24 protein-coding genes and 1 pseudogene are annotated in these 22,760 nt (G+C 70.2%); 12 read left to right on the top strand and 13 right to left on the bottom strand.

All coding sequences use genetic code 11. From position 1 onward, the window contains the following. Positions 1-85: 85 nt before the first annotated feature. Positions 86-625, top strand: a complete 540-nt coding sequence (locus tag AB0B14_RS08620) for an RNA polymerase sigma factor (RefSeq protein WP_357069185.1) — start codon at positions 86-88, stop codon at positions 623-625. After that, positions 622-1,185 carry a hypothetical protein gene (locus tag AB0B14_RS08615; protein ID WP_357069183.1) on the top strand — a complete coding sequence of 188 codons (564 nt, stop codon included), beginning with the start codon at positions 622-624 and terminating at the stop codon, positions 1,183-1,185. Before AB0B14_RS08620 ends, AB0B14_RS08615 begins: the two co-directional genes overlap by 4 nt. Positions 1,186-1,245: 60 nt before the next feature. On the opposite strand, the gene AB0B14_RS08610 is transcribed toward AB0B14_RS08615, so the two are convergent. From AB0B14_RS08610 to AB0B14_RS08600, 3 genes are all read right to left on the bottom strand, one after another. Beyond that, positions 1,246-1,578, bottom strand: a complete 333-nt coding sequence (locus tag AB0B14_RS08610) for a transcriptional regulator (RefSeq protein WP_357069181.1) — start codon at positions 1,576-1,578, stop codon at positions 1,246-1,248. Further along, positions 1,575-2,309, bottom strand: a complete 735-nt coding sequence (locus AB0B14_RS08605) for a hypothetical protein (RefSeq protein ID WP_357522013.1) — start codon at positions 2,307-2,309, stop codon at positions 1,575-1,577. The genes AB0B14_RS08610 and AB0B14_RS08605 overlap by 4 nt, the downstream gene beginning before the upstream one ends. A 76-nt stretch (positions 2,310-2,385) precedes the next feature. Further along, positions 2,386-2,652 carry a hypothetical protein gene (locus tag AB0B14_RS08600; protein WP_357522011.1) on the bottom strand — a complete coding sequence of 89 codons (267 nt, stop codon included), beginning with the start codon at positions 2,650-2,652 and terminating at the stop codon, positions 2,386-2,388. 30 nt (positions 2,653-2,682) lie between these two features. On the opposite strand from AB0B14_RS08600, the gene AB0B14_RS08595 reads away from it, so the two are divergent. After that, a complete protein-coding gene (locus AB0B14_RS08595) occupies positions 2,683-2,826 on the top strand; it encodes a hypothetical protein (RefSeq protein WP_357069466.1) in 144 nt (47 codons plus the stop codon). Between the two features lie 35 nt (positions 2,827-2,861). Here the strand turns inward: AB0B14_RS08595 and AB0B14_RS08590 are convergent, their stop codons facing one another. After that, positions 2,862-4,427, bottom strand: coding sequence for a protein kinase (locus tag AB0B14_RS08590; protein ID WP_357522009.1), 1,566 nt, complete (start codon positions 4,425-4,427; stop codon positions 2,862-2,864). A gap of 120 nt (positions 4,428-4,547) precedes the next feature. On the opposite strand from AB0B14_RS08590, the gene AB0B14_RS08585 reads away from it, so the two are divergent. The 7 genes from AB0B14_RS08585 to AB0B14_RS08555 all read left to right on the top strand — a co-directional run bounded on the left by AB0B14_RS08585 (position 4,548) and on the right by AB0B14_RS08555 (position 10,767). Further along, positions 4,548-5,147, top strand: coding sequence for a hypothetical protein (locus AB0B14_RS08585; RefSeq protein ID WP_357069173.1), 600 nt, complete (start codon positions 4,548-4,550; stop codon positions 5,145-5,147). A gap of 128 nt (positions 5,148-5,275) precedes the next feature. Next, on the top strand, positions 5,276-5,617 hold the full coding sequence (locus AB0B14_RS08580) for a PadR family transcriptional regulator (protein WP_110564981.1): 342 nt from the start codon (positions 5,276-5,278) through the stop codon (positions 5,615-5,617). Further along, the gene (locus AB0B14_RS08575) at positions 5,614-6,561 is read left to right on the top strand and encodes a permease prefix domain 1-containing protein (protein WP_357069171.1); all 948 of its coding nucleotides are present in this window, start codon (positions 5,614-5,616) and stop codon (positions 6,559-6,561) included. The genes AB0B14_RS08580 and AB0B14_RS08575 overlap by 4 nt, the downstream gene beginning before the upstream one ends. A 123-nt stretch (positions 6,562-6,684) precedes the next feature. Next, positions 6,685-8,019, top strand: coding sequence for a sensor histidine kinase (locus AB0B14_RS08570; protein ID WP_357522007.1), 1,335 nt, complete (start codon positions 6,685-6,687; stop codon positions 8,017-8,019). After that, positions 8,016-8,735 (top strand): response regulator transcription factor, encoded by a 720-nt coding sequence (locus AB0B14_RS08565; protein ID WP_357069167.1) that lies wholly within the window; start codon positions 8,016-8,018, stop codon positions 8,733-8,735. The genes AB0B14_RS08570 and AB0B14_RS08565 overlap by 4 nt, the downstream gene beginning before the upstream one ends. An 80-nt stretch (positions 8,736-8,815) precedes the next feature. Next, complete coding sequence (locus tag AB0B14_RS08560) at positions 8,816-9,709, top strand: ATP-binding cassette domain-containing protein (protein ID WP_357069165.1); 894 nt, start codon at positions 8,816-8,818, stop codon at positions 9,707-9,709. Next, positions 9,706-10,767 carry an ABC transporter permease gene (locus AB0B14_RS08555; protein WP_357069163.1) on the top strand — a complete coding sequence of 354 codons (1,062 nt, stop codon included), beginning with the start codon at positions 9,706-9,708 and terminating at the stop codon, positions 10,765-10,767. Before AB0B14_RS08560 ends, AB0B14_RS08555 begins: the two co-directional genes overlap by 4 nt. Positions 10,768-10,856: 89 nt before the next feature. Here AB0B14_RS08555 and AB0B14_RS08550 read toward each other — a convergent pair whose 3' ends face one another. Then, positions 10,857-11,477, bottom strand: coding sequence for a DUF402 domain-containing protein (locus AB0B14_RS08550; protein WP_357069161.1), 621 nt, complete (start codon positions 11,475-11,477; stop codon positions 10,857-10,859). Positions 11,478-11,936: 459 nt separating this feature from the next. On the opposite strand from AB0B14_RS08550, the gene AB0B14_RS08545 reads away from it, so the two are divergent. Beyond that, positions 11,937-15,029: an RICIN domain-containing protein gene (locus AB0B14_RS08545; protein WP_357522005.1), complete on the top strand. Its 3,093-nt coding sequence runs from the start codon at positions 11,937-11,939 to the stop codon at positions 15,027-15,029. A gap of 200 nt (positions 15,030-15,229) precedes the next feature. After that, positions 15,230-16,705: an RICIN domain-containing protein gene (locus tag AB0B14_RS08540; RefSeq protein WP_357069157.1), complete on the top strand. Its 1,476-nt coding sequence runs from the start codon at positions 15,230-15,232 to the stop codon at positions 16,703-16,705. 246 nt (positions 16,706-16,951) lie between these two features. On the opposite strand, the gene AB0B14_RS08535 is transcribed toward AB0B14_RS08540, so the two are convergent. From AB0B14_RS08535 to AB0B14_RS08500, 8 genes and pseudogenes are all read right to left on the bottom strand, one after another. Next, positions 16,952-17,149: a DUF397 domain-containing protein gene (locus AB0B14_RS08535; protein ID WP_357069155.1), complete on the bottom strand. Its 198-nt coding sequence runs from the start codon at positions 17,147-17,149 to the stop codon at positions 16,952-16,954. After that, a pseudogene (locus AB0B14_RS08530) lies at positions 17,142-17,306 on the bottom strand (Scr1 family TA system antitoxin-like transcriptional regulator); the annotation flags it as partial. The pseudogene AB0B14_RS08530 and the gene AB0B14_RS08535, both read right to left, overlap by 8 nt. Positions 17,307-17,329: 23 nt before the next feature. Beyond that, entirely contained in the window at positions 17,330-18,025 is a 696-nt protein-coding gene (locus AB0B14_RS08525) for a class I SAM-dependent methyltransferase (RefSeq protein WP_357069153.1), read from the bottom strand. Positions 18,026-18,316: 291 nt separating this feature from the next. Continuing rightward, positions 18,317-19,069, bottom strand: coding sequence for a YebC/PmpR family DNA-binding transcriptional regulator (locus tag AB0B14_RS08520; protein ID WP_357069151.1), 753 nt, complete (start codon positions 19,067-19,069; stop codon positions 18,317-18,319). A gap of 264 nt (positions 19,070-19,333) precedes the next feature. Then, positions 19,334-19,936, bottom strand: a complete 603-nt coding sequence (pdxT, locus tag AB0B14_RS08515; protein ID WP_357069149.1) for a pyridoxal 5'-phosphate synthase glutaminase subunit PdxT — start codon at positions 19,934-19,936, stop codon at positions 19,334-19,336. 2 nt (positions 19,937-19,938) lie between these two features. Next, positions 19,939-20,856: a pyridoxal 5'-phosphate synthase lyase subunit PdxS gene (gene pdxS / locus AB0B14_RS08510; RefSeq protein WP_357069147.1), complete on the bottom strand. Its 918-nt coding sequence runs from the start codon at positions 20,854-20,856 to the stop codon at positions 19,939-19,941. A gap of 148 nt (positions 20,857-21,004) precedes the next feature. After that, a complete protein-coding gene (locus tag AB0B14_RS08505) occupies positions 21,005-21,508 on the bottom strand; it encodes a hypothetical protein (RefSeq protein ID WP_357069145.1) in 504 nt (167 codons plus the stop codon). 84 nt (positions 21,509-21,592) lie between these two features. Continuing rightward, a complete protein-coding gene (locus AB0B14_RS08500; protein WP_357069143.1) occupies positions 21,593-22,753 on the bottom strand; it encodes a glycosyltransferase family 4 protein in 1,161 nt (386 codons plus the stop codon). Positions 22,754-22,760: the final 7 nt, after the last annotated feature.

The raw sequence follows: 22,760 nt of genomic DNA, 5'->3' as shown, positions 1-22,760 counted from the left end.
GTCGGGTGGCGGACCGGAGCGGTGTCAAACAGCGTCGGCGGTCGTACGCTCGGGGATCGGCACCGGCGAGCATTGGACACCCGGCATGCCCGACGCGGACGACGTCGACGCCCTGGCCCGGTCCGCCGCGCACGGCGACCCGGCGGCACTGGACGCCCTGCTGGTCGCGGTGCGCCCGGAGGTGCTGCGGCTGTGCGCACGGTTCCTGCCCAACCGGGAGGACGCCGAGGAGGCCTGCCAGGACACGCTGTTGGCGCTGGCCAACGGCATCACCCGGTTCGAGGGACGCTCCTCGTTCCGCACCTGGCTGCACCGGTTGACCGCCAACCGGGCCCGCTCGACCTACCGCACGCTGCGCCGCCGCTGGCGGGTGGAGGCTGACGGCGTACCGCTGCCCGACCGGGCCGACCCGCGACGGACGAGCGTGGTCGCGGGCACCCGCCTCGACCTGCTGGACGCCTTCGACTCGGTCCATCCCGACCTCGCCGAGGTGGTGGCCCTGCGCGACGTGCTCGGGCTGAGCTACCCCGAGATCGCCGCCCTGCTCGACATGCCGGTGGGCACGGTGAAGTCCCGGTTGCACCTGGCCCGCCGGCAGGTCCGGCAACGACTCGGCGCCGAATGAGCCGGGCGTCGTTGCGCCGGCTCGTCGTCGTCCTCGCGGCCACCGTGGGGGTTGCCGCCTGCGGCAGCGACGCCGTCTCGCCACTGCCCGTCCAACCGCCCGGCCCGAGCCCGTCGACACCGACGCCCGCCGCGACCGCCGTGTCCTCCGCGACCGCCACGATCCCGGCCCTGCCCGTGCCGGGCGGGTCGCCGTCGCGACCGCCGCCGACAAGCGCACGCCCGGTCGCGACACCGCCCACACCCACCAGAACCAGGGGTACGCCCCGAACGACTCCCCCGCCGACCGACGCGACGCCGGCCTGCCAGGGCGCGGTCCGCTACGACCTGCCGCTCGCCGACACCGAGATCGAGCTGCTGCGATCACTCTGCTTCGCCACCGGTGCGGTGCTGCGGATCCAGGGCATCGGGCCGGGGCTCGTCACCGTGGACCGTCCGGAGCTGGTCTCCCAGCAGTACGAGGCGGGCGTGGTGGACGTCCGCTTCGTCCGCCCCGGCACCGTTGCCGTGACGGTCCCCAAGGACGGCCGGGAGCACACCATCACCGTGGTGGTCCGCTAGGTCCTGCCTCCCGGGTCGTGAATCTCGTTCGTTAGACGGCACACGTCGGCTGCCCGCCGGTCACCGATCGGCGGTCGGCGCCGTCTCCGCTTGTTCGACCTGATGGATGAGTTGCTTGAGGTGGGCGATCTCATCGCGCAGGGCTGCCTGACCGGCAGCGGTGAGAGTCACCCAGGTGCGTGGGCGCTTGCCCTCGTAGCCCTTCTCGATCTCAATCAGCTCGGCCTTTTCCAGGACGGTCAGGTGCTGCCCGAGGTTGCCCGCGGTCAGCTGCAGGGTGGTGCGCAGGAAACCGAACTCGACCTGGCGGGCCTGGTGCGCGATGGCCAGGATGCCCAGTCGGACGCGCTGGTGGACCACGTCGTCGAGGCCGTTGGTGGGATGGTCGGTCATCGCCCCGAAGCCTCGGTGGTCGGCCGGATCAGGGCGAAGGCGGCACTGCCGAGCAGCAGCAGCGCCGCCGGGACGAGCAGGTACTGCAGGAAGAACCACGGCGAGGTCGAGTGGATGACCTGGCCGCCCTGCACCATCACGATCGCCAGGTAGACGAGGCTGTACGCCAGCAGCGCCCAGTTGCGTTCGACCCACGCGAGCACCAGCAGCGCCATCGCGATGACCGCGATGGGACTGGCCAGCCCGTTGATGAGCCATGCCGCCGGCCCGGCCTCGATCTCGACCGGGTCGGTGGAGAAGGGGTCGGCGGGGACGGGGATGAGCGGGTGGAACGTCAGCCAGATCGACACGGCTGCCATCAGTACGGCCAACGCGACGCCGACGACGACGTAGGGGCGGATCGGGGTGCCCACGCCACGGCGTCGGGACTGCCTGACGTAGAAGCCTGCGATCGCCGCGTAGGCGAGCACCAGCGCGACAGTCCAGTACCCGAGCTGCGCGGGGTTGGGAGCCATGCAGACCGTGTGCTGCGGGCGGGATCGGCAGGTGTCGAAGAGGTCGAGGTAGGGGGCGTACCGGTAGACGGGTATCGCGACCAGGGTGATCACCGCGAAGACCAGCAGTGGAAACCAGGTGCCGCGCTGGGCGACACGGACCTGGTGTGTCAGGTCGCGCACGGCCGCCAACAGCTCGTGAGGCCCGTCCGCCTGGGGAGCGGATTCGTGTGTCATGCAGTTAGCTTTGCATTACAGACCTATCCGCACAAGAGAGTCCGACCGCATTTCGCGGTCCGTACCGTGCGGGAGATCAGGCACGGCCGCACCTCGAGCGGCCAGGTTTCCGTTTTGCTCGGCGCCGGGCCCGCAGGAACTCGGTAGCCGCGACCCCCAGCAGCACCAGGCCGGCGGCGACGCTCACCGCCAGACCGGGCAGGTGCGGCGCGACCGGGGCAAGAGCGATCGTCACGACGACACCGAGGACGTGGGACAACGGCAACCGCTCGTAGACCTCGTACTCGAGCACCGCCCGACCGCACAGCACCAGCCCGGCACCGCCCAGGACGAGCGCGGCCATCGCGCGCCCGGCCGCTCGCCCGGTTGCTCGATGATCCGTTCGACACCGGCCGCCGTGCCGACCACCCCGGCGATCATCAGCCAGTGCGCGTACGGGTTGGTCTGCACCAGCCGGGCTGGGTGCGACGACGACTCGATGGCGGCGCGCAGGGTCGCGCCGGCTCCCCGCGCGTAGCTCCGCCAGAGCACCACGGGCGCGTTCAGCCGCACCTACCGCAGGCGCACTCCGGCGAGCAGGGTGTCCACGAAGTCGGGCCCGCTGTCCACCGGCGGGGTGATCTGCGCGTACACCAGGGCGTGTCGGGCGGGATGCAGGCCCGCCGACTCGACGATGCTCGGCCGGCCCCGGTCACAGCGGTACGTCACCACCGTCCACTCGACGTCCGCCTGCCTGGTGGTGCGGGCCGGGGCGGGCGCGCAGTCACCGTGGGTGCGCTCGGCCAGGAACCCGGCCGGGGTGGTGCGTGCCGCAGTGGTGGCGGAGAGGCCCACGAACGCGCCGGGCAGGTGAGGATCGGCGGCCCACCGGCGGGGTTGCGGTGACATCACCAGCGCTGGTTCGGGTTCGCCGTCGGCGCCGTACTGACCGGCCCAGGTCGCCCCCGCGGCGGACCAGCCGGCCGGCAACACCACGGTCAACGGCCCGGTCGTGTACGTGCCGCCGACCGGCCGAGCCGACCCGGCGCCACCCGGCTCGGCGCCCACCGCACCGACTGCGGCGACGGCCACGACAGCGGCCCCGGCCATCCGCAACCGGTACGGGCGACGGTCCCCGCGCCGAGGTGCCGGCCGCTGTCGCGCGGGCCCGCTCGCCGCAGCCAGCCCCACCGGGCCGCTCGCGGGGGTCGGCGCGACGGGCCGCTCCGTCGGGCCGCTCACGGGCCGCCCCACCGGGCCGCTCGCGCGGGTCAGCGCGGCGTGCAGGGTCGCGGCGTCGGAATAGCGGTCGGCCGGGTGGTGGGCGGTGGCCTGGGCGAGCACCGCCGCGACCGCTGGCGGCACGCCCGCCCGCAGTCGGATCTCCGGGGCGTGCCGTGTCGGGTCGGCTCTGGCCGCGTACCGCGGCGGGTCTGGCGCTTGTCCCGGCGGGTCTGGCGCGTGCCCCGGCGGGTCGGGCCGGGACGGATGCCCGTCCGATGGATCGGCGCCCAGCAGACGGATGCCGAGGCGGCCGAGCCCGTACACGTCGGCGCGGGTGTCGACCACCGCGCCCGGGTCGTCCTGTTCGGGGGCCATGTAACCCGGGGTACCGGCTCGGGCGGTCAGCCCGGAGGCGGCGGCGAGCGCCTTGGCGAGACCGAGGTCGGCGATCAGCACCCGTTCGGCGTCCGGGTCGTCCGGACCGGCGGAGTGGAACAGGATGTTGCCCGGGGTGAGATCGCGGTGCACGACGCCGTGCCGGTGCAGCACGGCGACCCCGGCGCAGATCTCGCCGAGCAGCCGCAGCGCCGCCGGCGCGGGAAGCTCACCGGTGGCCAGGCGGTCCCGCAGGCTCCCCCCGTCCGCCCAGGCCAGGACCGCGTACGGTCGGCCGTCGGGCAGCTCACCGACGGCGTGCACCCGCACCAGCCGCTCGTGCTCCAGCCGCCGCAGCAGCCGGGCCTCGTCGCGGAAGCGTTCGCGGACCCGCAGGTCGTGGCTCCAGTTCTCGGCCAGCACCTTGATCGCCACGTGCGCGTCGAGCGCCGGGTCGTAGCCCAGCCAGACTGTCGCGAACGAGCCGACGCCCAGCAGGCGTTCGATGGCGTAGGGCCCGATTCGCAGCGGAGCCGTCACCGCGTCACCCCCGGCCGGCGTTTCTTTGGAGCGTAGACCGGGTCGGTCGGAAACCCGACGAACCGTTGGCCCCGGCGCGGTGACTAACAGGGCAGGAGACCCATCACCGAAGGAGCCACCATGAACCGTCCCACGATCCTCCTCACCACCGCCGCGTTGGCGTTCGGCACGCTGGCCCCGGCGGCCGTCGCCGGTCCGGCAGCGGCGGCAGCCCGGGCCGGCGGCACCGCGCCTGCCTCGGCGCGCGGCCCGCTCGCCGCCGCTGTCGGGCACAGCCACCCGCAGGTGCTCAGCGTCGCCGGCGCCGGTGTGTACCGGATCGGCGCCAGCCTGCGCACGCTCACCGCGGACGGGCACATCGACTGGACCGCGCCGGGCTGTGCCGGGGTGGTGCACGCGGGCGTGACCGGTTCCTGGGCCGGCGTGCTCCTGTTGGCCTTCCGCGACGGGCGACTGGTGGAGGTCGGTACGGCCACCGCACCGCCGCGGTCCCCCGCCGGTGCCACGGTCGGGATGTCGTTCGACGAGTTGGCGGCGATCTACGGCCGGCGCGGCTCGCTGATCCGCAACGACGCGGGGGACGCCGAGGCGTACCTCGTGCGGGTGGGCTCGCGGGTCGAGCTGTTCACCGGGCACCCGATCCGGCCGGGCGTGGGCTACTTCCAGGTCGGGCCGGCCGACTTCGTCGAGCGGAACTTCCGCCAGGGTTCGGCCTGCTGAGCGGTGTCAGGCATGCGGGGCGCCCGGTTCGTGCCGGGCGCCCGCATGCTGTCCGGCGCATAGATCTGTGAGCGGCACGATGATGTGGTTGTAGACAATGCTGTGTGACACACACTATGGTGTGACACATGGTTAGCGAGGACGTTCTACGGACGCACCTACAGGAGTTGCGTCGAGGCACCGTCGTGGTGGCCAGCCTGGTCGCGCTGCGCCGACCGGACTACGGCTACGCACTGCTGCAACGGCTCACCGACCACGGCTTTCCGGTGGACGCCAACACGCTCTACCCGCTGCTGCGCCGCCTGGAGGACCAGGGGCTGCTGACCAGCGAGTGGAACACCGAGGAGAGCCGGCCGCGCAAGTTCTACCGGACCAGCGACGAGGGCGAGTCGATGCTGAGCCGGCTTCTCGACGACCTCGCCGCCGTGCAGACCTCCATCACCGGGCTGATCCAAGGAGTGGACCGATGAACACCCTGACCAACCGCTACCTCGCCGCCACCCTGCGCTCGGTGCCCGCCCAGCGTCGCGACGAGATCGCCACCGAGCTGCGGGCCTCCATCGACGACATGATCGAGGGCCGGACCGACGGTGGCGCAGACCCGGCCACCGCCGAGCGGGAGGTGCTCACCGAGCTGGGCAACCCGGACGTGCTGGCCGCCCGGTACGCCGACCGCCAGCTACAGCTCATCGGGCCGACCTACTACCTGCTCTGGCTGCGACTGTTGAAGCTGCTGCTCAGCTTCATCCCGGCGCTCGCCGGCACGATCGTCACAGTCGTCGAAGCCGCCAGCGGCAAGGGTTTCGGCGCCATCGGGCCAGGCATCGTCGTCGCCCTGCACGTGACGGTGCACATCTGCTTCTGGCTCACCCTGGTCTTCGTCCTCATCGAGCGCTCCCAGTCGGGTGTGGACGTGCCGGAGTGGAACCTCGATGATCTGCCCGACACGCCGGTGCGCCGGGGCATCCCGCTCGCCGACACCATCGCGTCGGTGGTCATGTCGGTGGCGACCATCGGGTACCTCTTCCTGCAGCACTTCCAGTCCTGGGTGCCCAGCACCGACGGCGAGAACGTTCCGATCCTCGACCCGGCGCTGTGGAGTTTCTGGCTGCCGGCGCTGATCGTCGTGCTGGTCGCCAGCGTGGTCTTCGAGGTCGTCAAGTACCGGATCGGGCGCTGGACCTGGGCCCTGTTCGGCACCAAGGCGCTGCTCAACCTGGCGTTCGCGGTGCCGCTGGTGTGGCTGGCGCTCTCCGACCGGCTGCTCAACCCGACCCTGGGCGTGCGCCTGACCTGGCTGGCTGAGTCGGACAACCGCGACGCCCTCGGCCTGGCCATCGCGCTGGGCGCCGCCGTGGTCGTCATCTGGGACCTGATCGACACCGCGATCAAGACCCGCCGTCAGACGGCGTGAGCGAGAACCCACCCGGCGGCCCGGCGCGTACCCCGCGTCGGGCCGCCGCCCGTGGGTCGGGCCCGACCGGCACCCGGTCCGCCCGCTCGATGCCCGCGCCGGGCGGCGTGGCATCGTTCCAGGATGACCGTGGGACAGCCGGAGGAGTGGCGTCGTCCGGGTCCGACGGCGCAGCAGCGCCGCAACGACCTGTGGATCGGCCTGGGAGTGACCGGGCTGGCGCTGGTGAGCCTCACCCTGGCCCGCAGCGCCGGGGCGTTCCTGCTGGGCCCGCCGCCGTCCGGGCCGGAGCAGCTGTTCTGGACCGTCGCGGTGACGCTGCCGCTGATCTGGCGGCGGCGCTGGCCGGCGGCGACCCTGCTGATCGTCTCGGTGGTGTTCGTCGCCGCGCAGGCACGATCGGCGCCGGAGACCCAGTTCTCCGCCTGGGCGATGTTCTGCGTCCTCTACACCGCAGGCGCCTGGGGACAGGACCATCGGCTGGCCCGGCGGCTGCGGATCGGCGTGATCATCACGATGTTCGCCTGGCTGGGGATCTACTACGCCGTGACGATCGACCGCATCCCACCCGACGCCTTCGACGACGCGGTCGGTCCGGTGCCACCCGTGCTCGCCGCGATGGTCAGCGGCGTGCTGATCAATGTGCTGACGCTCGGCTTCGCCTACTTCTTCGGCGAGACCGCCTGGGTGGCCGCGCGCCGCGAACACGAGCTGCGTACCCAGGCCGAGGACCTGCGTCGGTCGCAGGCCGAGTCCCGGGAACGGGCGGTGCTCGGCGAACGGGTCCGGATCGCTCGGGAGCTGCACGACGTGGTCGCCCACCACGTGTCGGTGATGGGGGTGCAGGCGTCGGCCTGCCGCCGGGTGTTCGACCGCGACCCGGGCAAGGCCCGCACCGCGCTCACCGCCATCGAGCAGAGCGCCCGCACCGCCGTCGACGAGCTACGCCGGATGCTGGGCGTGCTGCGGACCTCCGGCACGGCCGACGCCACGCCGCCGGCCGCCGGTGACGTCGATCGGATCGGCGAGCTGGTCGAGCGGGCCCGGGCCGCGGGCCTGACGGCAACCCTCGGGGTGTACGGCGACCCGGTCGCGCTGCCCGAATCGGTCTCGCAGGCGGCCTACCGGGTGACCCAGGAGGCGGTGACCAACACGTTGAAACACGCCGGGGCGGACCTGCTGGACGTGCGGGTCCGCTACCTGGCCCGGGAGGTGGAGGTCGACGTGACAGACGACGGACGAACCGGCGGCCGAGCCGACGCCGTCGGGCTGGGCCTGATCGGAATGCGCGAACGGGTCACCGCGCACGACGGCGACCTGGAGGCCGGGCCGCGTGCCGGCGGCGGATGGCGGGTCCGTGCCCGCTTCCCACTGGCCCCGGCCGACCCGCCGCTGCAGGCGCAGCGGGAGCCGAGCGACGAACGGCAGCCGGCCGCCGACACCAGGCGCACGGCATGAGCGCCTTCCCCGCCCACGAGACGTCGGCGACGGGTCGGGCCGTCCGGGTGCTGCTCGCCGACGACCAGCACCTCGTCCGCACCGGCTTCCGGGTCATCCTCGAGGTGGAGGACGACATCGAGGTGGTCGGCGAGGCGGCCGACGGCGAACGGGCCGTCCGCATGACCCGCGCCACCCGCCCCGACGTCGTACTCATGGATGTGGAGATGCCCGGGATGGACGGCCTGGAGGCCACCCGGCAGATCACCGCCGACGGGCCCGGTGGGCCGGCGGTGCTGATCCTCACGACCTTCGACCGGGACGACTACCTGTTCGCCGCGCTGCGGGCCGGGGCCAGCGGTTTCCTGTTGAAGAACGGCACACCGGAGGAACTGATCGAGGCGATCCGGGTGCTGGCCAGGGGCGACGGCCTGCTCGCCCCGGAGATCACCCGCCGAGTGATCTCCACGTTCGCCCGCCCCGGAGACCCCGCGGGCACCGCCCACCGGGGGCCGGAGGCGGACGCCGCACTGGCCGGGCTGACCCCACGGGAACGGGAGGTGCTGGTGCTGCTCGCCGCCGGATCGAGCAACGCGGAGATCGCCGCGGCCATCCACCTGGGCGAGGCGACAGTGAAGACCCACGTGAGCAGGGTGCTGGCCAAACTCGGCCTGCGCGACCGGGTGCAGGCGGTGGTGTTCGCGTACGAGAACGGGGTGGTCCGGCCGGGCGGCTGACCGCCATCCGCCGCGCGACGGACCGCCCGCTCACCCACCGGGTGGACGGCGGGACACGCTGTTCGATCTAGCGTGGACGGGTGACCAGAACGCTTCGCCTCGACGGCGTCGACCGTAGCTTCGGCGACCGGCAGGTGCTCAAGAACGTGTCCTTCGAGGTGGCGGCCGGTCGGATGACCGGCTTCGTGGGCGCCAACGGCGCCGGCAAGACCACCGCCATGCGCATCATCCTGGGTGTGCTCGCCCCGGACGCCGGCGAGGTGAGCTGGGGCGGCACCACGCTGACCCGGCAGGACCGGCGGCGCTTCGGCTACATGCCGGAGGAGCGCGGCCTCTACCCGAAGATGACCACCCGGGAGCAGGTGACGTACCTGGGCCGGCTGCACGGCCTGGACGCCCCCGCCGCACGGCGGGCCACCGACGCATTGCTGGACCGCGTCGGGCTCGGTGAACGCGGCGACGACCTGCTGGAGACGCTGTCCCTGGGCAACCAGCAACGCGCCCAGATCGCCGCCGCGCTGGTGCACGACCCCGAGGTGCTGGTGCTCGACGAGCCGTTCTCCGGCCTCGACCCCCTCGCCGTCGACACCGTCGTCACCGTGCTGCGGGAACGCGCCGCAGCCGGAGCACCGGTGCTCTTCTCCAGCCACCAACTCGACGTCGTGGAGCGCCTCTGCGACGACCTGGTGATCATCGCGGACGGGACGATCCGGGCCGCCGGCAGCCGCCAGCAGCTCCGCGACTCGTACACCGTGCCCCGCTACGAGTTGGTGGTGGCGACCGACGCCGGCTGGGTACGCGACGAACCCGGAGTGACCCTGGTCGAGCTGGACGGGCCGCGCGTGGTCTTCGACCTGCCGGCCGGCGCCGACGAGCAGCCCGTGCTGCGGGCGGCCCTCGCGCGGGGTCCGGTCCGCGCCTTCCGCCCGGTCAGCCCCTCGCTCACCGAGATCTTCCGAGAGGTCACCCAGTGAACATCACCCAGGCCACGAGGCTGGTCGCCGAACGGGAGATCCGCGTCAAGCTGCGCGACCGCACCTTCCTGTTCGGCACCCTTTTCTTCCTGCTGATCGCCGCGGCGGGCACCATCCTGCCGCCGCTGCTCTCCGGCGGGCCGTCCACGGTGGCGGTGACCGAGAGTGCGGCCGGTCCGCTGCGCGCCGCCGGCCTGGAGGTCCGGGTGGTGCCGGACGACCGGGCCGCCGAGCAGGCCGTCCGCGACGACGACGTGGACGCCGCGGTGGTCGCCGGCCCGAAGGTGCTCGCCATGGACGAGGCCCCGGACGACGTGGTCCGGGCGTTGAGCAGCGCGCCTTCGGTGCAACTGCTCGACCCGGACGCGGTCGACCCCGTGGTGGCGTTCCTGGTGCCGTTCGTCTTCGCGTTCGTCTTCTTCATCACCTCGCAGACGTTCGGTGTGCAGATCGCGCAGAGCGTCATCGAGGAGAAGCAGACCCGGATCGTGGAGATCCTGGTCGCCGCCGTGCCGGTGCGGGCGCTGTTGGCCGGCAAGGTGGTGGCCGGCGCCATCCTGGCGTTCGCGCAGATCGCGTTGCTCGCCGTGGTGGCGGTAATCGGCCTCCAGCTGGGCGACAGCGGCGGCCTGCTCAGCCTGCTCGCCCCGGCGATCGGCTGGTTCGTGCCGTTCTTCCTGCTCGGTTTCGTGCTGCTCGCGGCGATGTGGGCGGCGGCCGGCGCTCTGGCCAACCGGCAGGAGGACATCGCTGCCGTGTCGACGCCGGTGCAGCTCGCCGTGATGCTGCCGTTCTTCGCGGTGATCTTCCTGAACGACAACGACACCGCGATGCGGGTGCTGTCCTACCTGCCGTTCTCGTCGCCCACGGCGATGCCACTGCGGCTGTTCACCGGTGACGCGGCCGGTTGGGAACCGTTCGTCTCGCTCGTCATCCTGCTGCTCGCCGCCGGTGCGTTCCTGCTCGCCGGGTCCCGGGTGTACGAGGGGTCGCTGCTGCGCACCAACGGCCGGACCTCCCTGCGGACCGCGTGGCGGGAGCGGGAGACGATCGGCTGAGCCGGTGGTTCGCCCCACGGGCGTCGGTGTCCTGATCGGGCACCGGCGCCCGTTCGGGGCTCAGCGGGCGGGCGTCACCTGGTTTCAGGTCAGCGGGCGAGCGGCACCTGGTCCCAGTCGGCCGGCAGCGGAGGCACCGGCCAGGCCGGGTCGGGCTCCCACTTCGCCCACGCCGGGTCCCACCAGTGCTCCCCCGCGTCGAGTAGCGCCGCGATCCGGTCGCCCTCGGCTTGGATGGCATCCGCCATGCCCGGGTAGCGCCCCTCGACGAGGCGCTCGGCGAAGATCTCCACGTCCTTCCAGACGTACGTGTCGGCGTCCGCGCCCCACCACAGGTCCAGCTCGTGGTCGAGAGTGTCCACCCCGATCGGCGTACGCCGGAACGGGTCCTGGAGGTTGAAGTACCAGCCGGCGAAGTCGCGCCCGGGGCCGGTCCAGAACACGTCGACCGAGTGCGCCTCGCCGGGGCGGTGCAGCATCAGCTTGCCGTGCCCCGACCAGGAGCGGTGCCCGGCGGTCTGCCACGGGTGCCGCCCGCACGGGAAGGCCCCGGAGGTCGGGAAGCCGAACTCGGCCCCCGGCGGCAGGTAGAGGGCGAGCAGGTCGGCCGAGTCCTCGACGCAGATCGTCGGGCAGCCGAACCACACCTCGCCGCGCAGGATCTCGCGCCGAACGACCACGTCACCCGGTGCGAACCGGTCTGCCGCCACGTGCCCACCTCCACGTTCGACGCGAGCCTACACGTCCCCCCGGAGAGCCCTCCTGAGCAGCGAAGAGGATGCGGTTCGCCCACATCACCGAGCTTCACCGCGGGACAGACCCCGACGCACACCATCGTCACCGTCGCCGGCTCCCGCTGGCGCTTTGCGAACGGTTCTGAACTTTCTTGAACGTCTCGGTCCGGTTCCTGACATCTCTTGATCCGGATGGTATATATATGAATCGATGCGATCAGACGATGACGTGCCACCTCTGGACACCGCATGCCGGCGAGTCCAAGGCGTCGCCTGCCACACCCTGACCGGTTGACTGGAGATCTCATGACCAGCCCTCGATCCGCTCCGCCTCGGCAGACTCCGGGAGCAGCCCGCCCGCGCCGTGCCCGCGTCAGGCCCACCGCGCTGAGCTTGTTGTCGGTCGTCGCGCTTGCCCTGGCGTACGTGGTAGCCATGCCTGTCGCAGCCACGCCAGTGGGCCTGACCATGGAAGCAGCCGCCGCCTACGTCAAACTGGGCAACCGGACCACCGGCAAGTTCATCGACGGCATGGGCCGGACCACCAACGGCGCCGCAGTCGGCCAGTATTCCTCGTCGTCCAGCGACAACCAGCAGTGGACGATCGATGCCGTCGGCGACTACGTCCGGATCAGGAATCGGGCCACCGGCCTGTACCTGGACGGGATGGGCCGCACGACTGGCGGATCCATCTGCGGCCAGTGGAGTGAGAGCGGCAGCACCAACCAGCAGTGGACCCGGGAGGACTCCGGCGGCTACGTCAAGTTCAGGAACCGGGCCAACGGGCTGTACCTGGACGGCGGGGGCAGCACGTCCGACGGCGCCAACCTCGTCCAGTACGCGAACAGCGGCAGCACCAACCAGCAGTGGATCGTCACTGACGTGTCGACTCCGGGATCGGGCACGATCACGGTGGACGGCAACAACATCCGCGCCGGCAACGTCAACGGCCTGACGTTCAAGGGCTTCGGTGCGCTCAGCGCCAACAGCACCAGCGAGTTGCTGATGGACTACAAGGCCCAGAGCCCGACCGCGTACGCGCAGCTGCTGCGGGTCCTCTTCGGTGGGGAGAGTCCGGTCTTCACCAACGTGAAGATCGAGATGGGCAACGACCGCAACAACTCCACCGGACCGGACCCCTCGACCATGCGTTGGGAGTCCGAGACCCCCAACGTCAAGCGTGCGCAGGGCTTCCAACTCGCGGCCGACGCGAAGAAGGTCAACCCGAACGTCAAGGTGTCCCTGCTGCGCTGGAACTCCCCCGGCTGGGTGAACAGCAACGACAAGGTCTACACCTGGTTCAAGAAGACCATCCTGAGCGCGTACCGGACCTACGGGTTCATGGTCGACTACGTCAACCCGGGTCTCAACGAGCGCGGGGCGGACCTGAACTGGACCAAGACCTATGCCAACCGGGTCAGGACCGACAGTGCCGACTTCGCCAACTCGACAGAGCAATCCCGGTACAACCAGCTCAAGGTCGTCATCTCCGACGAGGTCGGTGTCGGGTCGTTCGGCGGCAGCATGATCAGCGACGCCGGCCTGCGCGACGTGGTGGCGGCGGCCGGCTACCACTACAGCCCCGACGACGACAGCGCCGGCAACTTCAAGCGCCTGGCGACGGACTACGACAAGGAGATCTGGAACAGCGAAGCACAGGCGACGTTCGGCAATTCCGCCTTCCGCCCCAACAACAACATGCGGTCCCCGTCGGTGGTCGGAACCGGCTTCGGCGGCACCAACAGTGCGCTGGAGATGGGCAACACCATCATCAAGGGATTCGTCAACTCGCGCCGGACCAACTTCATTTACCAACCGGCCATCGGGTCCTTCTACGAGGGTGGGCAGTACTCCTACAAGGAGGTCGTCAGCGCCCGTGATCCCTGGTCGGGCTGGCTGCACTACGACGCCGCCATCGACGTGCTGCGGCACTTCAGCTGGTTCGCCAAGACCGGCTGGGAGAACCCCAGCAACACGGCCGGTATCTGGCGCGCCGTCCCCGAATCCAGCTATACCGGAGCGACCGGAACGAACCCGGTGGTCGGACGCAACGGCACGCCCAGCTATCTCACGCTCGCCGCGCCCGACCGGCGCAACTTCTCCACGGTCTTCATGAACGACAGCGAGTACACCCAGTCGTACCGCCTCCAGCCGGTGAACATGGCCTACTCCGGCGCTCCGGCCCTACAGGTGTGGGAAACCCGCGCGGCCGACCCCGGCCAGGCGTTCAACGCCAACTACCTGAAGCACCTCGGCAGCGTCCCGGCCGATACCGGCGGGGTGTACACCGTGACGGTCAGGCCGAACTCGGTCGTCACCGTGACGACGCTGGCCAACCACACCAAGCCCGAGTACCTGGAACCCCTGCCGGTGGAGGGCCAGCGCACCGTGCTGGACACCGACATCTCCGGCGACGTGCAGAGCACCAGCGACAACATCCTCTACGCCGACGGCTTCGACTACTCCGGCAAAACGGTCCCGGTGATCGGCAGTGGCGGCACCATCACGGGCACCGAGGACTTCATCACCTCGCGTGGCGGCGCCAAGAGCGTCATCCCGCGCTGCGCCAGTGACCGCAACGGCGCCTTCGAGGCCTACCAGCCGGACGGATCGACCAACTACGTGCTACGCCAGCAGCTGGACGGCCCGAGCCAGGGCCTGGGCGGTGCGTGGAACGGGGGGGACGCGGTCACCAGGATCGGTGACAGCCGGTGGCTCAACTACAAGGCCAGTGTCGACGTCTCCTTCGAGAACAGCAGCACCCAGAACGGCGCCAACCACGCCCGGCTGGGCATCCGCGAGCAGCACGGTGACAACGGTGCGCCGTACTCGGTGAGGTTCACCTTCGACGGGGGCTGGCAGTTGCTGGTCAACAACAGCGCGGTCGCCAGCGGCAACGTGGTCAGCGGCACCGGCGGCGTGCGGATCGCTGGGTTCAACACCGCGCACAACGCGTGGCACAACATCGCGCTGAGGGGCGTCGGAAACACGGTGACCGCCTACCTCGACGGCGTCACACTGGCCAGCTACACCGACCCGAATCCCAAGCTGTCCGGCCGGATCACGCTGGGCAGCGGCTACTACTTCACCCGGTTTGACAACCTCCGGGTGGAGACGGTCGACGGAAGCCCGCCGTACTACTCCGAGGTACTGGACAACCTGGAGATGTCCGACCTGGCCAACCCGCCCGCCAGGAAGCTGGTGTACGGCGGGTCCTGGGCGCACGAAAACGGTAAGGGCATGTACAACGTTCAGCGAAGCCTGTCTACCAGCCAGGGAAGCGGCTCGACGCTGACCTACACGTTCGCCGGCACCGGACTGGACATCCTCGGGCCGAACAACGGCTCGGCCGTCCTGCAGGTCAAGGTGGACGGTGCGGTGGTCAACTCCGCAGCGAGCACGCTCGCCTCTCCCGAGTTCTATCAGACGTACGCCCTGCGCAACCTCAGCGCCGGCACGCACACCGTGGAGATCATGGTGCGCAGCGGCACTCTCGTCGTGGATGCCGTCGGGGCCGTCCGGCCGTGATGCGTCCGTTGGCCATCAGCAGCAAGCGACAGAGGCGGACCACCCGCGCTCGGCTCTGACCGATCCTGGATCAGTCAGCTCATGCCGTAGCGTGCCGCCGCAACAGCGACCAGACACCAATAGGACCTGCATCGTCCCGTCCCCCAACAGAAAGGACGACGCATATGCGATCTGCCATGTTCAGCCGCCCCCTGTCGCGAATGGCCAGGCTCGTGGCCACCAGTGCGGTGATGGCGACCACGGCTGCCGCGGCGGCAATCGCCATCACCGCTACCGCCGGCCCAGCCGCTGCCGCCACCAGCCAGTTCCGAGGCATGAACTGGGCTCAACTGGGTGACAACTTCAGCACCAGCCCGCTCGTCGTGCAGGGCTTGAGCCAATCCGACAGCTACGCGACAGTGCAGGCCAAGGCCAACGCCCTCTACGACGACATGGCCGCCACCATGGGGATCAACACCGTCCGGCTGCCGATCAACACTCAGACGGTGGCCAACACCACCTGGTGGAACGCCTACCGGGGCGCCATTGACGCCGCTACCGCCCGTGGATTCAAGGTCATCCTCGCCTTCTGGACGGACCATAACTCCGGCGCGAGGATCGCGAACCTCGCCGCGTGGAACACCATGTGGTCCAGCGTGACCAGCGCCTACGGCTCGAACACCAACGTGTACTTCGAGCCAATGAACGAGCCGGGCGGTTACAGCTCGGCACAGTGGCGCGACATCGCCGCCAACTGGCTCAGCACCCACTCCTCGGCCGTGCCCAGCCGGGTGCTCATCGGCGGCACTGGCGCAAGCCAGGACCTGCGCGACGTCTGCAACGACAGCCGCTTCAACTCGACCCTGCTGTCCTTCCACCACTACGCGTTCTTCTACGGCTCGATGACCTACGACGCCTGGCGAAGTCACATGCAGACGCGTCTGGGCAACTGTGCCTCCCGGGCGGTCGCGACCGAGTTCGGCGGGCCCATGGACAACGGCCTCAACTACGCCGACGCGAACAGCACCGACAACTTCGTGCGCCACATCCGCGCCATGGCCCAGGTCATGCGGGACAACCAGATGGGCGGCACCTACTGGCCCGCCCTCGGCGGCAAGAACTCCGGCTCCGGTCACGACTGGTACTCGATGTTCGCCCTCACCGGCAGCGGCACCAACCTCAACCTGACCATCCGCAACACCTCCGGCGCCGACCGGATCCGGTATGCCTATGGCGACACCATCGGCGGCGGCGACCCGACGACGCCCCCGCCCTCGGGAACCCATTACCGGATCAACAACGTCAACAGCGGCAAAGCGATGGACGTGACCGGGCAGTCCACGGCCAACAGCGCCGAGATCAAGCAATGGAGCTACCTGGGCGGCAGCAACCAGAAATGGCGCTTCGAGGACGCCGGTAGCGGCTACTTCCGCATTGTCAACCAGAACAGCGGCAAGTGCCTCGACGTCGCCTCCGCCTCCACCGCGGACGGTGCGAACATCGTCCAGTGGACGTGCGGCAACGGCCAAAACCAGCAGTGGCAATGGCAGTCCCAGGGGAGCAACTTCCGGCTCGTGGCCCGGCACAGCGGCAAGTGTCTGGACGTGTACCAGTCAGGGACCGGAGACGGCGTGGACATCCAGCAGTGGACCTGCGGAAGCGGCAACAACCAGCGCTGGACAAGAACCGCGGTCTGACCGGGGCTCACCGAGGCGGTGTGGCAGACCGTGCGGCACGGTCTGCCACACCCGGTTGTCGATAACCGTGACCGCACAGGCGTGGGAACGTGCCACAGGTAGAGCCGACCGGGTGGCGGGTCGTCCTGGACGAGCATTCTCGGAACCGAACAGGCGAAACCCCCCACCCATCTCGGGTAGGGGGTTTCTTTGTATCTGGAGTCGTTAGCCGGAGCACCCTGGTAGGTCGTCCTCTCCGGAGCGCGGTCAGCTCAGGGCATCAGCCCGGAGTCCGCCAATAAAGGTCTGCCACTGGTCGGGGCCGAACATCAGGGCCGGACCCGTGATGTTCTTGCTGTCCCGTACACCGACCACGCCAGACAGGTTGTCGGCAACTTCGACGCAGTTGCCCTGGTTCCCGCTACGAGTGCTCTTGCGCCAGATGGCGTCAGTCAGGTCACGCATGACTCTCCCTGAGATCGTGCATCAACTTCCGTGACTCTTCTTCGGTCAGCGCCAGCGCGACCAGCTCTGACCATGCTCCAGCGTACGCATCCACCTCAGCGGGCTTGTCTAGATATAACGCGCCCGTCAGCGATTCGCTGTAGACCGTGCTCGGCTCGGCCGCAAACCGCTCACGGTTGGCTAGCCCACATCACCGAGCTTCACCGCGTCAGTTGCGGGTTCTTCGGCTGGGTTGGTCGGCGGTTCTGCAATTCCGATGAAGTTCCCGCCCATGGGTCGGATGCCGACCGACCACCCCAGCGCTGTGAGGACGTCCGTGAGGGTCTGAGCGTCGTGGAATACCTTCACGATGCGGTACTGGCTGCCGTCATCGAGCCGGCGCAGCACCGCCGGGGTCGGCTGGTTCGCGAGGACTTCTTCGCTGGCGGCTACGGCGGGGCCGTCGTCGATGAAGACTGCTTTGCCGCCCGGCGCGAGCGCGGTGGCGACGGTGTTCCAGAAGTCGGGCAAGCGTGTCGGCGGGACATGGGAGAGCCAGAAGGCGAAGAACACGGTGTCGTAGCGTCGTGGTGGCTGCCACTCAAACAGGTCGGCCTCAATGAACTGCACGGTAGGGGATGCGGTGCGCGCCCGAGCCAGGGCTAACACTTCGGTTGCCGCATCGACAGCTGTCACCGAATGTGCCCGCGCGGCGAGCAGCGAGGTCCACTGACCCGTTCCGCAGGCCAACTCGAGCACATTCCCGGCGATCGGAAGTTCATCGACGACAGCCAGCAGCCTCTGCAGGTCTTCGTGCTCTGTATAGGGCCGGTCGTATTCGGCCGCACCGGCCCGGTAGTAGGCCATCTGTTCTGCCAGGAGAACGTCGTCATCCATACAAGCCCCTCTCCTTGGTGTTCGGTCAGCGACAAGCGCTCACCTCGCTCGCCACAGACAGTGGGCCTTCACCTTGGGGCAAGGTCAACAGTCATGAGCACCTCGGCCGTCCTCGTCGACTGATCCCGCACCCGGCTGTTGCCAGGCGGCACAAGCCGTCCGACGTGTCTGAACCCGGCAAACGTTCGTGGACAGCCCACTAGACGCAGGGGAGCCCCAGCCTCGGTGTGAGGCTGGGGCTCGCTGCTGCATCTCCCGGAACTCAGCCGTACCTTGCTCGCCTCGACAGGCTCAGGCGTCGACCGCTGCCATCACGTCGTCGCTGACGTCGAAGTTGGCGTAGACGTTCTGCACGTCGTCGCAGTCTTCGAGAACGTCGATCAGCTTGAAGATCTTGCGCGCGCCCTCCTCGTCCAGCGGGATGTTCATGCTGGGGACGAGGGAGGACTCGGCCGACTCGTACTCGATGCCGGCGTCCTGGAGCGCGGTCCGCACTGCGATCAGGTCGGTCGGCTCGGAGACCACCTCGTACGCCTCACCGAGGTCGTTGACCTCCTCGGCGCCAGCGTCGAGGACGGCCAGCATCACGTCGTCCTCGCTGGTGCCCTCCTTGGGGACGATCACCACGCCCTTGCGGGAGAACATGTACGACACCGAGCCGGCGTCGGCGAGCGAGCCGCCGTTGCGGGTCAGCGCGGTGCGCACCTCGGTCGCCGCCCGGTTGCGGTTGTCGGTGAGGCACTCGATGAGCATGGCCACGCCGTTCGGGCCGTACCCCTCATACATGATCGTCTGCCAGTCGGCGCCGCCGGCCTCCAGGCCGGAGCCGCGCTTGACGGCACGGTCGATGTTGTCGTTCGGGACCGAGCTCTTCTTCGCCTTCTGGATGGCGTCGTAGAGCGTCGGGTTGCCGGTGGGGTCACCGCCGCCGATCCGCGCGGCCACCTCGACGTTCTTGATCAGCTTGGCGAACATCTTGCCGCGCTTGGCGTCGATGACGGCCTTCTTGTGCTTGGTCGTCGCCCACTTTGAGTGGCCGGACATCTTCTACCTCCGTCTGTCATTCCACGCCTGCATCGACTGCCGCACGAATTACGCGCCACATCCGGCGGGTCGGCGGCCGGTCGGCTCCGCGGGAAATGCCGCGCCGGGCGACGGCCCTGCCGAACCGCGGCAATCTTACCGAGGTCACACCCGGGCGTGTCACATCCGGCACCGGCTCGGGGTGCCGCCGGGGCACCCGGGCCACCCGAAGGACAACCACGCGGGGGCGGAGAACATGCCCGGGCGGCAGCGTGGCCGGACCGCTCAGGCGGCGCGGACCAGATCCACGAAGTACGCGTGCACGCGCAGGTCACCGGTCAGCTCCGGGTGGAACGAGGTGGCCAGCAGGTTGCCCTGCCGGACCGCCACGATCCGGTCGGCCGCCGGCCCGCCGGCCACCGAGCCGATCACCTGGACGCCGGCGCCGACCCGCTCGACCCACGGTGCGCGGATGAAGACCGCGTGGAACGGCTCACCCGGCACCCCGGTGATGGTCACCGGCGCCTCGAACGAGTCGACCTGCCGGCCGAACGCGTTGCGCCGGACGGTCATGTCGATGCCGGCGAAGCCCCGCTGGTCGGATCGACCGTCGAGCACCTCGGTCGCCAGCATGATCATGCCGGCGCAGGAGCCGTAGACCGGCATGCCGTCGGCGATCCGCTTGTCGATCGGCTCGCGCATCTCGAAGATGTCGGCGAGTTTGCTGATGGTGGTGGACTCGCCGCCGGGAACGACCAGGCCGTCCACCGCGTCCAGCTCCGCCGGACGGCGGACCGGGCGGGCGTCCGCGCCCGCCGCCGCCAACGCCGCCACGTGCTCGCGGACGTCCCCCTGGAGCGCGAGCACACCGATGGTGGGCGCGCCCATGCCTACCAACCCCGCTCGGCCAGGCGGTGCGGCTGCGGGATCTCGTCGACGTTGATGCCGACCATGGCCTCGCCGAGACCACGGGAGACCTTCGCCAGCACGTCCGGGTCGTCGTGGAAGGTGGTGGCCTTGACGATCGCGGCGGCCCGCTGCGCCGGGTTGCCCGCCTTGAAGATGCCGGAGCCCACGAACACGCCCTCCGCGCCGAGCTGCATCATCATCGCCGCGTCGGCCGGGGTGGCGATCCCGCCCGCGGTGAACAGCACGACCGGCAGCTTGCCGCTCTCGGCGACCTCCTTGACCAGCTCGTACGGGGCCTGCAGCTCCTTGGCCGCGACGTACAGCTCGTCGGCCGGCAGCGAGGACAACCGGGCGATCTCCTGGCGGATCCTCCGCATGTGGGTGGTGGCGTTGGAGACGTCACCGGTGCCGGCCTCGCCCTTGGAGCGGATCATGGCCGCGCCCTCGGTGATCCGCCGCAGCGCCTCGCCCAGGTTCGTCGCGCCACACACGAAGGGCACCGTGAACGCCCACTTGTCGATGTGGTTCGCGTAGTCGGCCGGGGTCAGCACCTCGGACTCGTCGACATAGTCCACGCCCAACGACTGGAGGATCCGCGCCTCCACGAAGTGACCGATGCGGGCCTTGGCCATCACCGGGATGGAGACCGCCTGGATGATCCCGTCGATCATGTCGGGGTCGCTCATCCGGGACACCCCGCCCTGCGCGCGGATGTCGGCGGGTACCCGCTCCAGGGCCATCACCGCGACCGCGCCGGCGTCCTCAGCGATCTTGGCCTGCTCGGCGTTGACCACATCCATGATCACGCCGCCCTTGAGCATCTCGGCCATGCCGCGCTTCACGCGGGCGGTGCCGACGACGGGGGCCGTACCGGGGTTCGAGACGGTGTTTTCGGGCACGGGTCATCGCTCCTTGGACGTGCTCTGGGTGGTGGCAGCGAAAATGCTACGCGCGGACCAACGCCGTACCGACAGCCAATCAGACCCCCGGTGGCCTGCACTGTGGCCCTGGTCACCGACTCCCGAGCGACCGCAGCGACCGCCCGGGTCAGCTCGTGGGGACGTCCGCCGGCACCGTGAGGGTCGGGTCGTCGATGTCGAAGTAACGCGGCCACTCCCGACCCCGCCCCATCCGCAACACCCGCACCAGCGGGCGGCTGCGCGCCGAACGGGCATCCCGGACCAGGTCGGTGTGCACCTGCCGGGACAGCGCGAGCCGGCGACTGGCGGCGATGACCGCCGCACAGTCCGGATCGCCCGGATCCAACTGGACCACCCGCAACTGCCGGGTCAGGTCGTTCTCCGCCGCCTCCCGCTCGTCCGGGCTGGCGTCCAGGGCGATGCGGGCCGCCGCGTACAGCTCGACACCGAAGCGCCGCTCCGCCAGCACGGCCGCCGCCGCGGCGCGGCGCAGCAGGTGGGCGTCGAGGGCCCGGGCCGCCAGCTCCGCGCGGCCCTGCAACCGCTGCACCCGGCCGGCGGTCCAGATGAGGTACGCCCCGACCAGCCCCACGACCACGATCGCGGCCACCACCCACCACATGTGCGGCATCGTAGTGCTGCTCCGTTCCGCCTCCGATTGGGCGCGGCCACGCCGGTCACTCCGGTCGTCGTCCGCACCATGCGTCACACCGGCTCAGCCCAGCCCCACCCACTCCTGGTCGATGACCCGCCCGTCGGTTGCCTCGATCGCCGCTGCGTACACCTCCAGAACGCGGCGAGCAACCACCGGCCAGTCGAAATTCGCCACCACCTGATCGCCGCACGCGCTCAGCGTGGCCCGCCCGGCCGGGTCGTCCAGCAACTCGGTCACCGCGTCGCGCAGCCCCACCGGGTCACCTGTGGGAAAGAGCCGACCGGCGCGCCCGCCGTCGAGCACCCGCCGGAACGCGTCCAGGTCGCTGGCGATCACCGTGGTGCCCGCGGCCAACGCCTCGGTGAGGATCATGCCGAACGACTCGCCGCCGGTGTTCGGTGCCACGTAGAGGTGCACACTGCGCAGCATCCGCGCCTTGTCCGGTTCGGTGACCAGGCCGAGGAACGTGACCCGCTCGTGCAGCTCGGCCGGGAACTGGTCGTACAGGTCGTCGGGGTCCCCCGGGCCGGCGACGAGCAACCGCAGCCCGGGCCGGGTGGCGGCCAACGCCACGAACGCGTCGCGCAGCACCGGGAAGCCCTTGCGCGTCTCGGTGAACCGGCCCAGGAAGCCCAGGGTGCCGCCGGTGCCCGGGGCACACTCCCCCGGCCAGCCCGACAACGGCTCGGCGTCGGCGAACTTGGCCACCGCCACCCCGTTGGGGATCTCCACCGCCCCGCCGTCCATGTGCTCGACCTGCACCTTGCGGGCCAGCGCACTGACCGCGATCCGGGCGGTGATCCGCTCCAACACGATCTGGAGGACACCCTGCGCGGCGGCGAGGACCCGGGACCGGGTCATCGCGGTGTGGAACGTGGCCACCACCGGGCCGCGCGCGGAGAGCACGGCCAACAGCGACAGGCTCAGCGTGAGCGGCTCGTGCACGTGCAGCACGTCGAAGTCGCCGTTGATGATCCAACGCCTGACCCGGGCGGTGGAGACCGGCCCGAACGCGATCCGGGCCACCGAGCCGTTGTACGGCAGCGGCACGGCACGACCGGCGGACACCACGTACTCCGGCAGCGGCGAGTCCTCGTCGGCCGGTGCGAGCACGCTGACCTCGTGGCCGAGCGCGATCAGCGCCTCGGCCAGGTCCATCACATGGTTCTGCACCCCACCGGGGACATCGAAGGAGTACGGGCACACGATGCCGATCCGCATGCGTCAG

The organism is Micromonospora sp. NPDC049171 (assembly GCF_040648275.1).
In the GTDB taxonomy this organism is placed as follows: domain Bacteria; phylum Actinomycetota; class Actinomycetes; order Mycobacteriales; family Micromonosporaceae; genus Micromonospora.
This window is presented reverse-complemented; position numbering and strand designations above follow the sequence as displayed.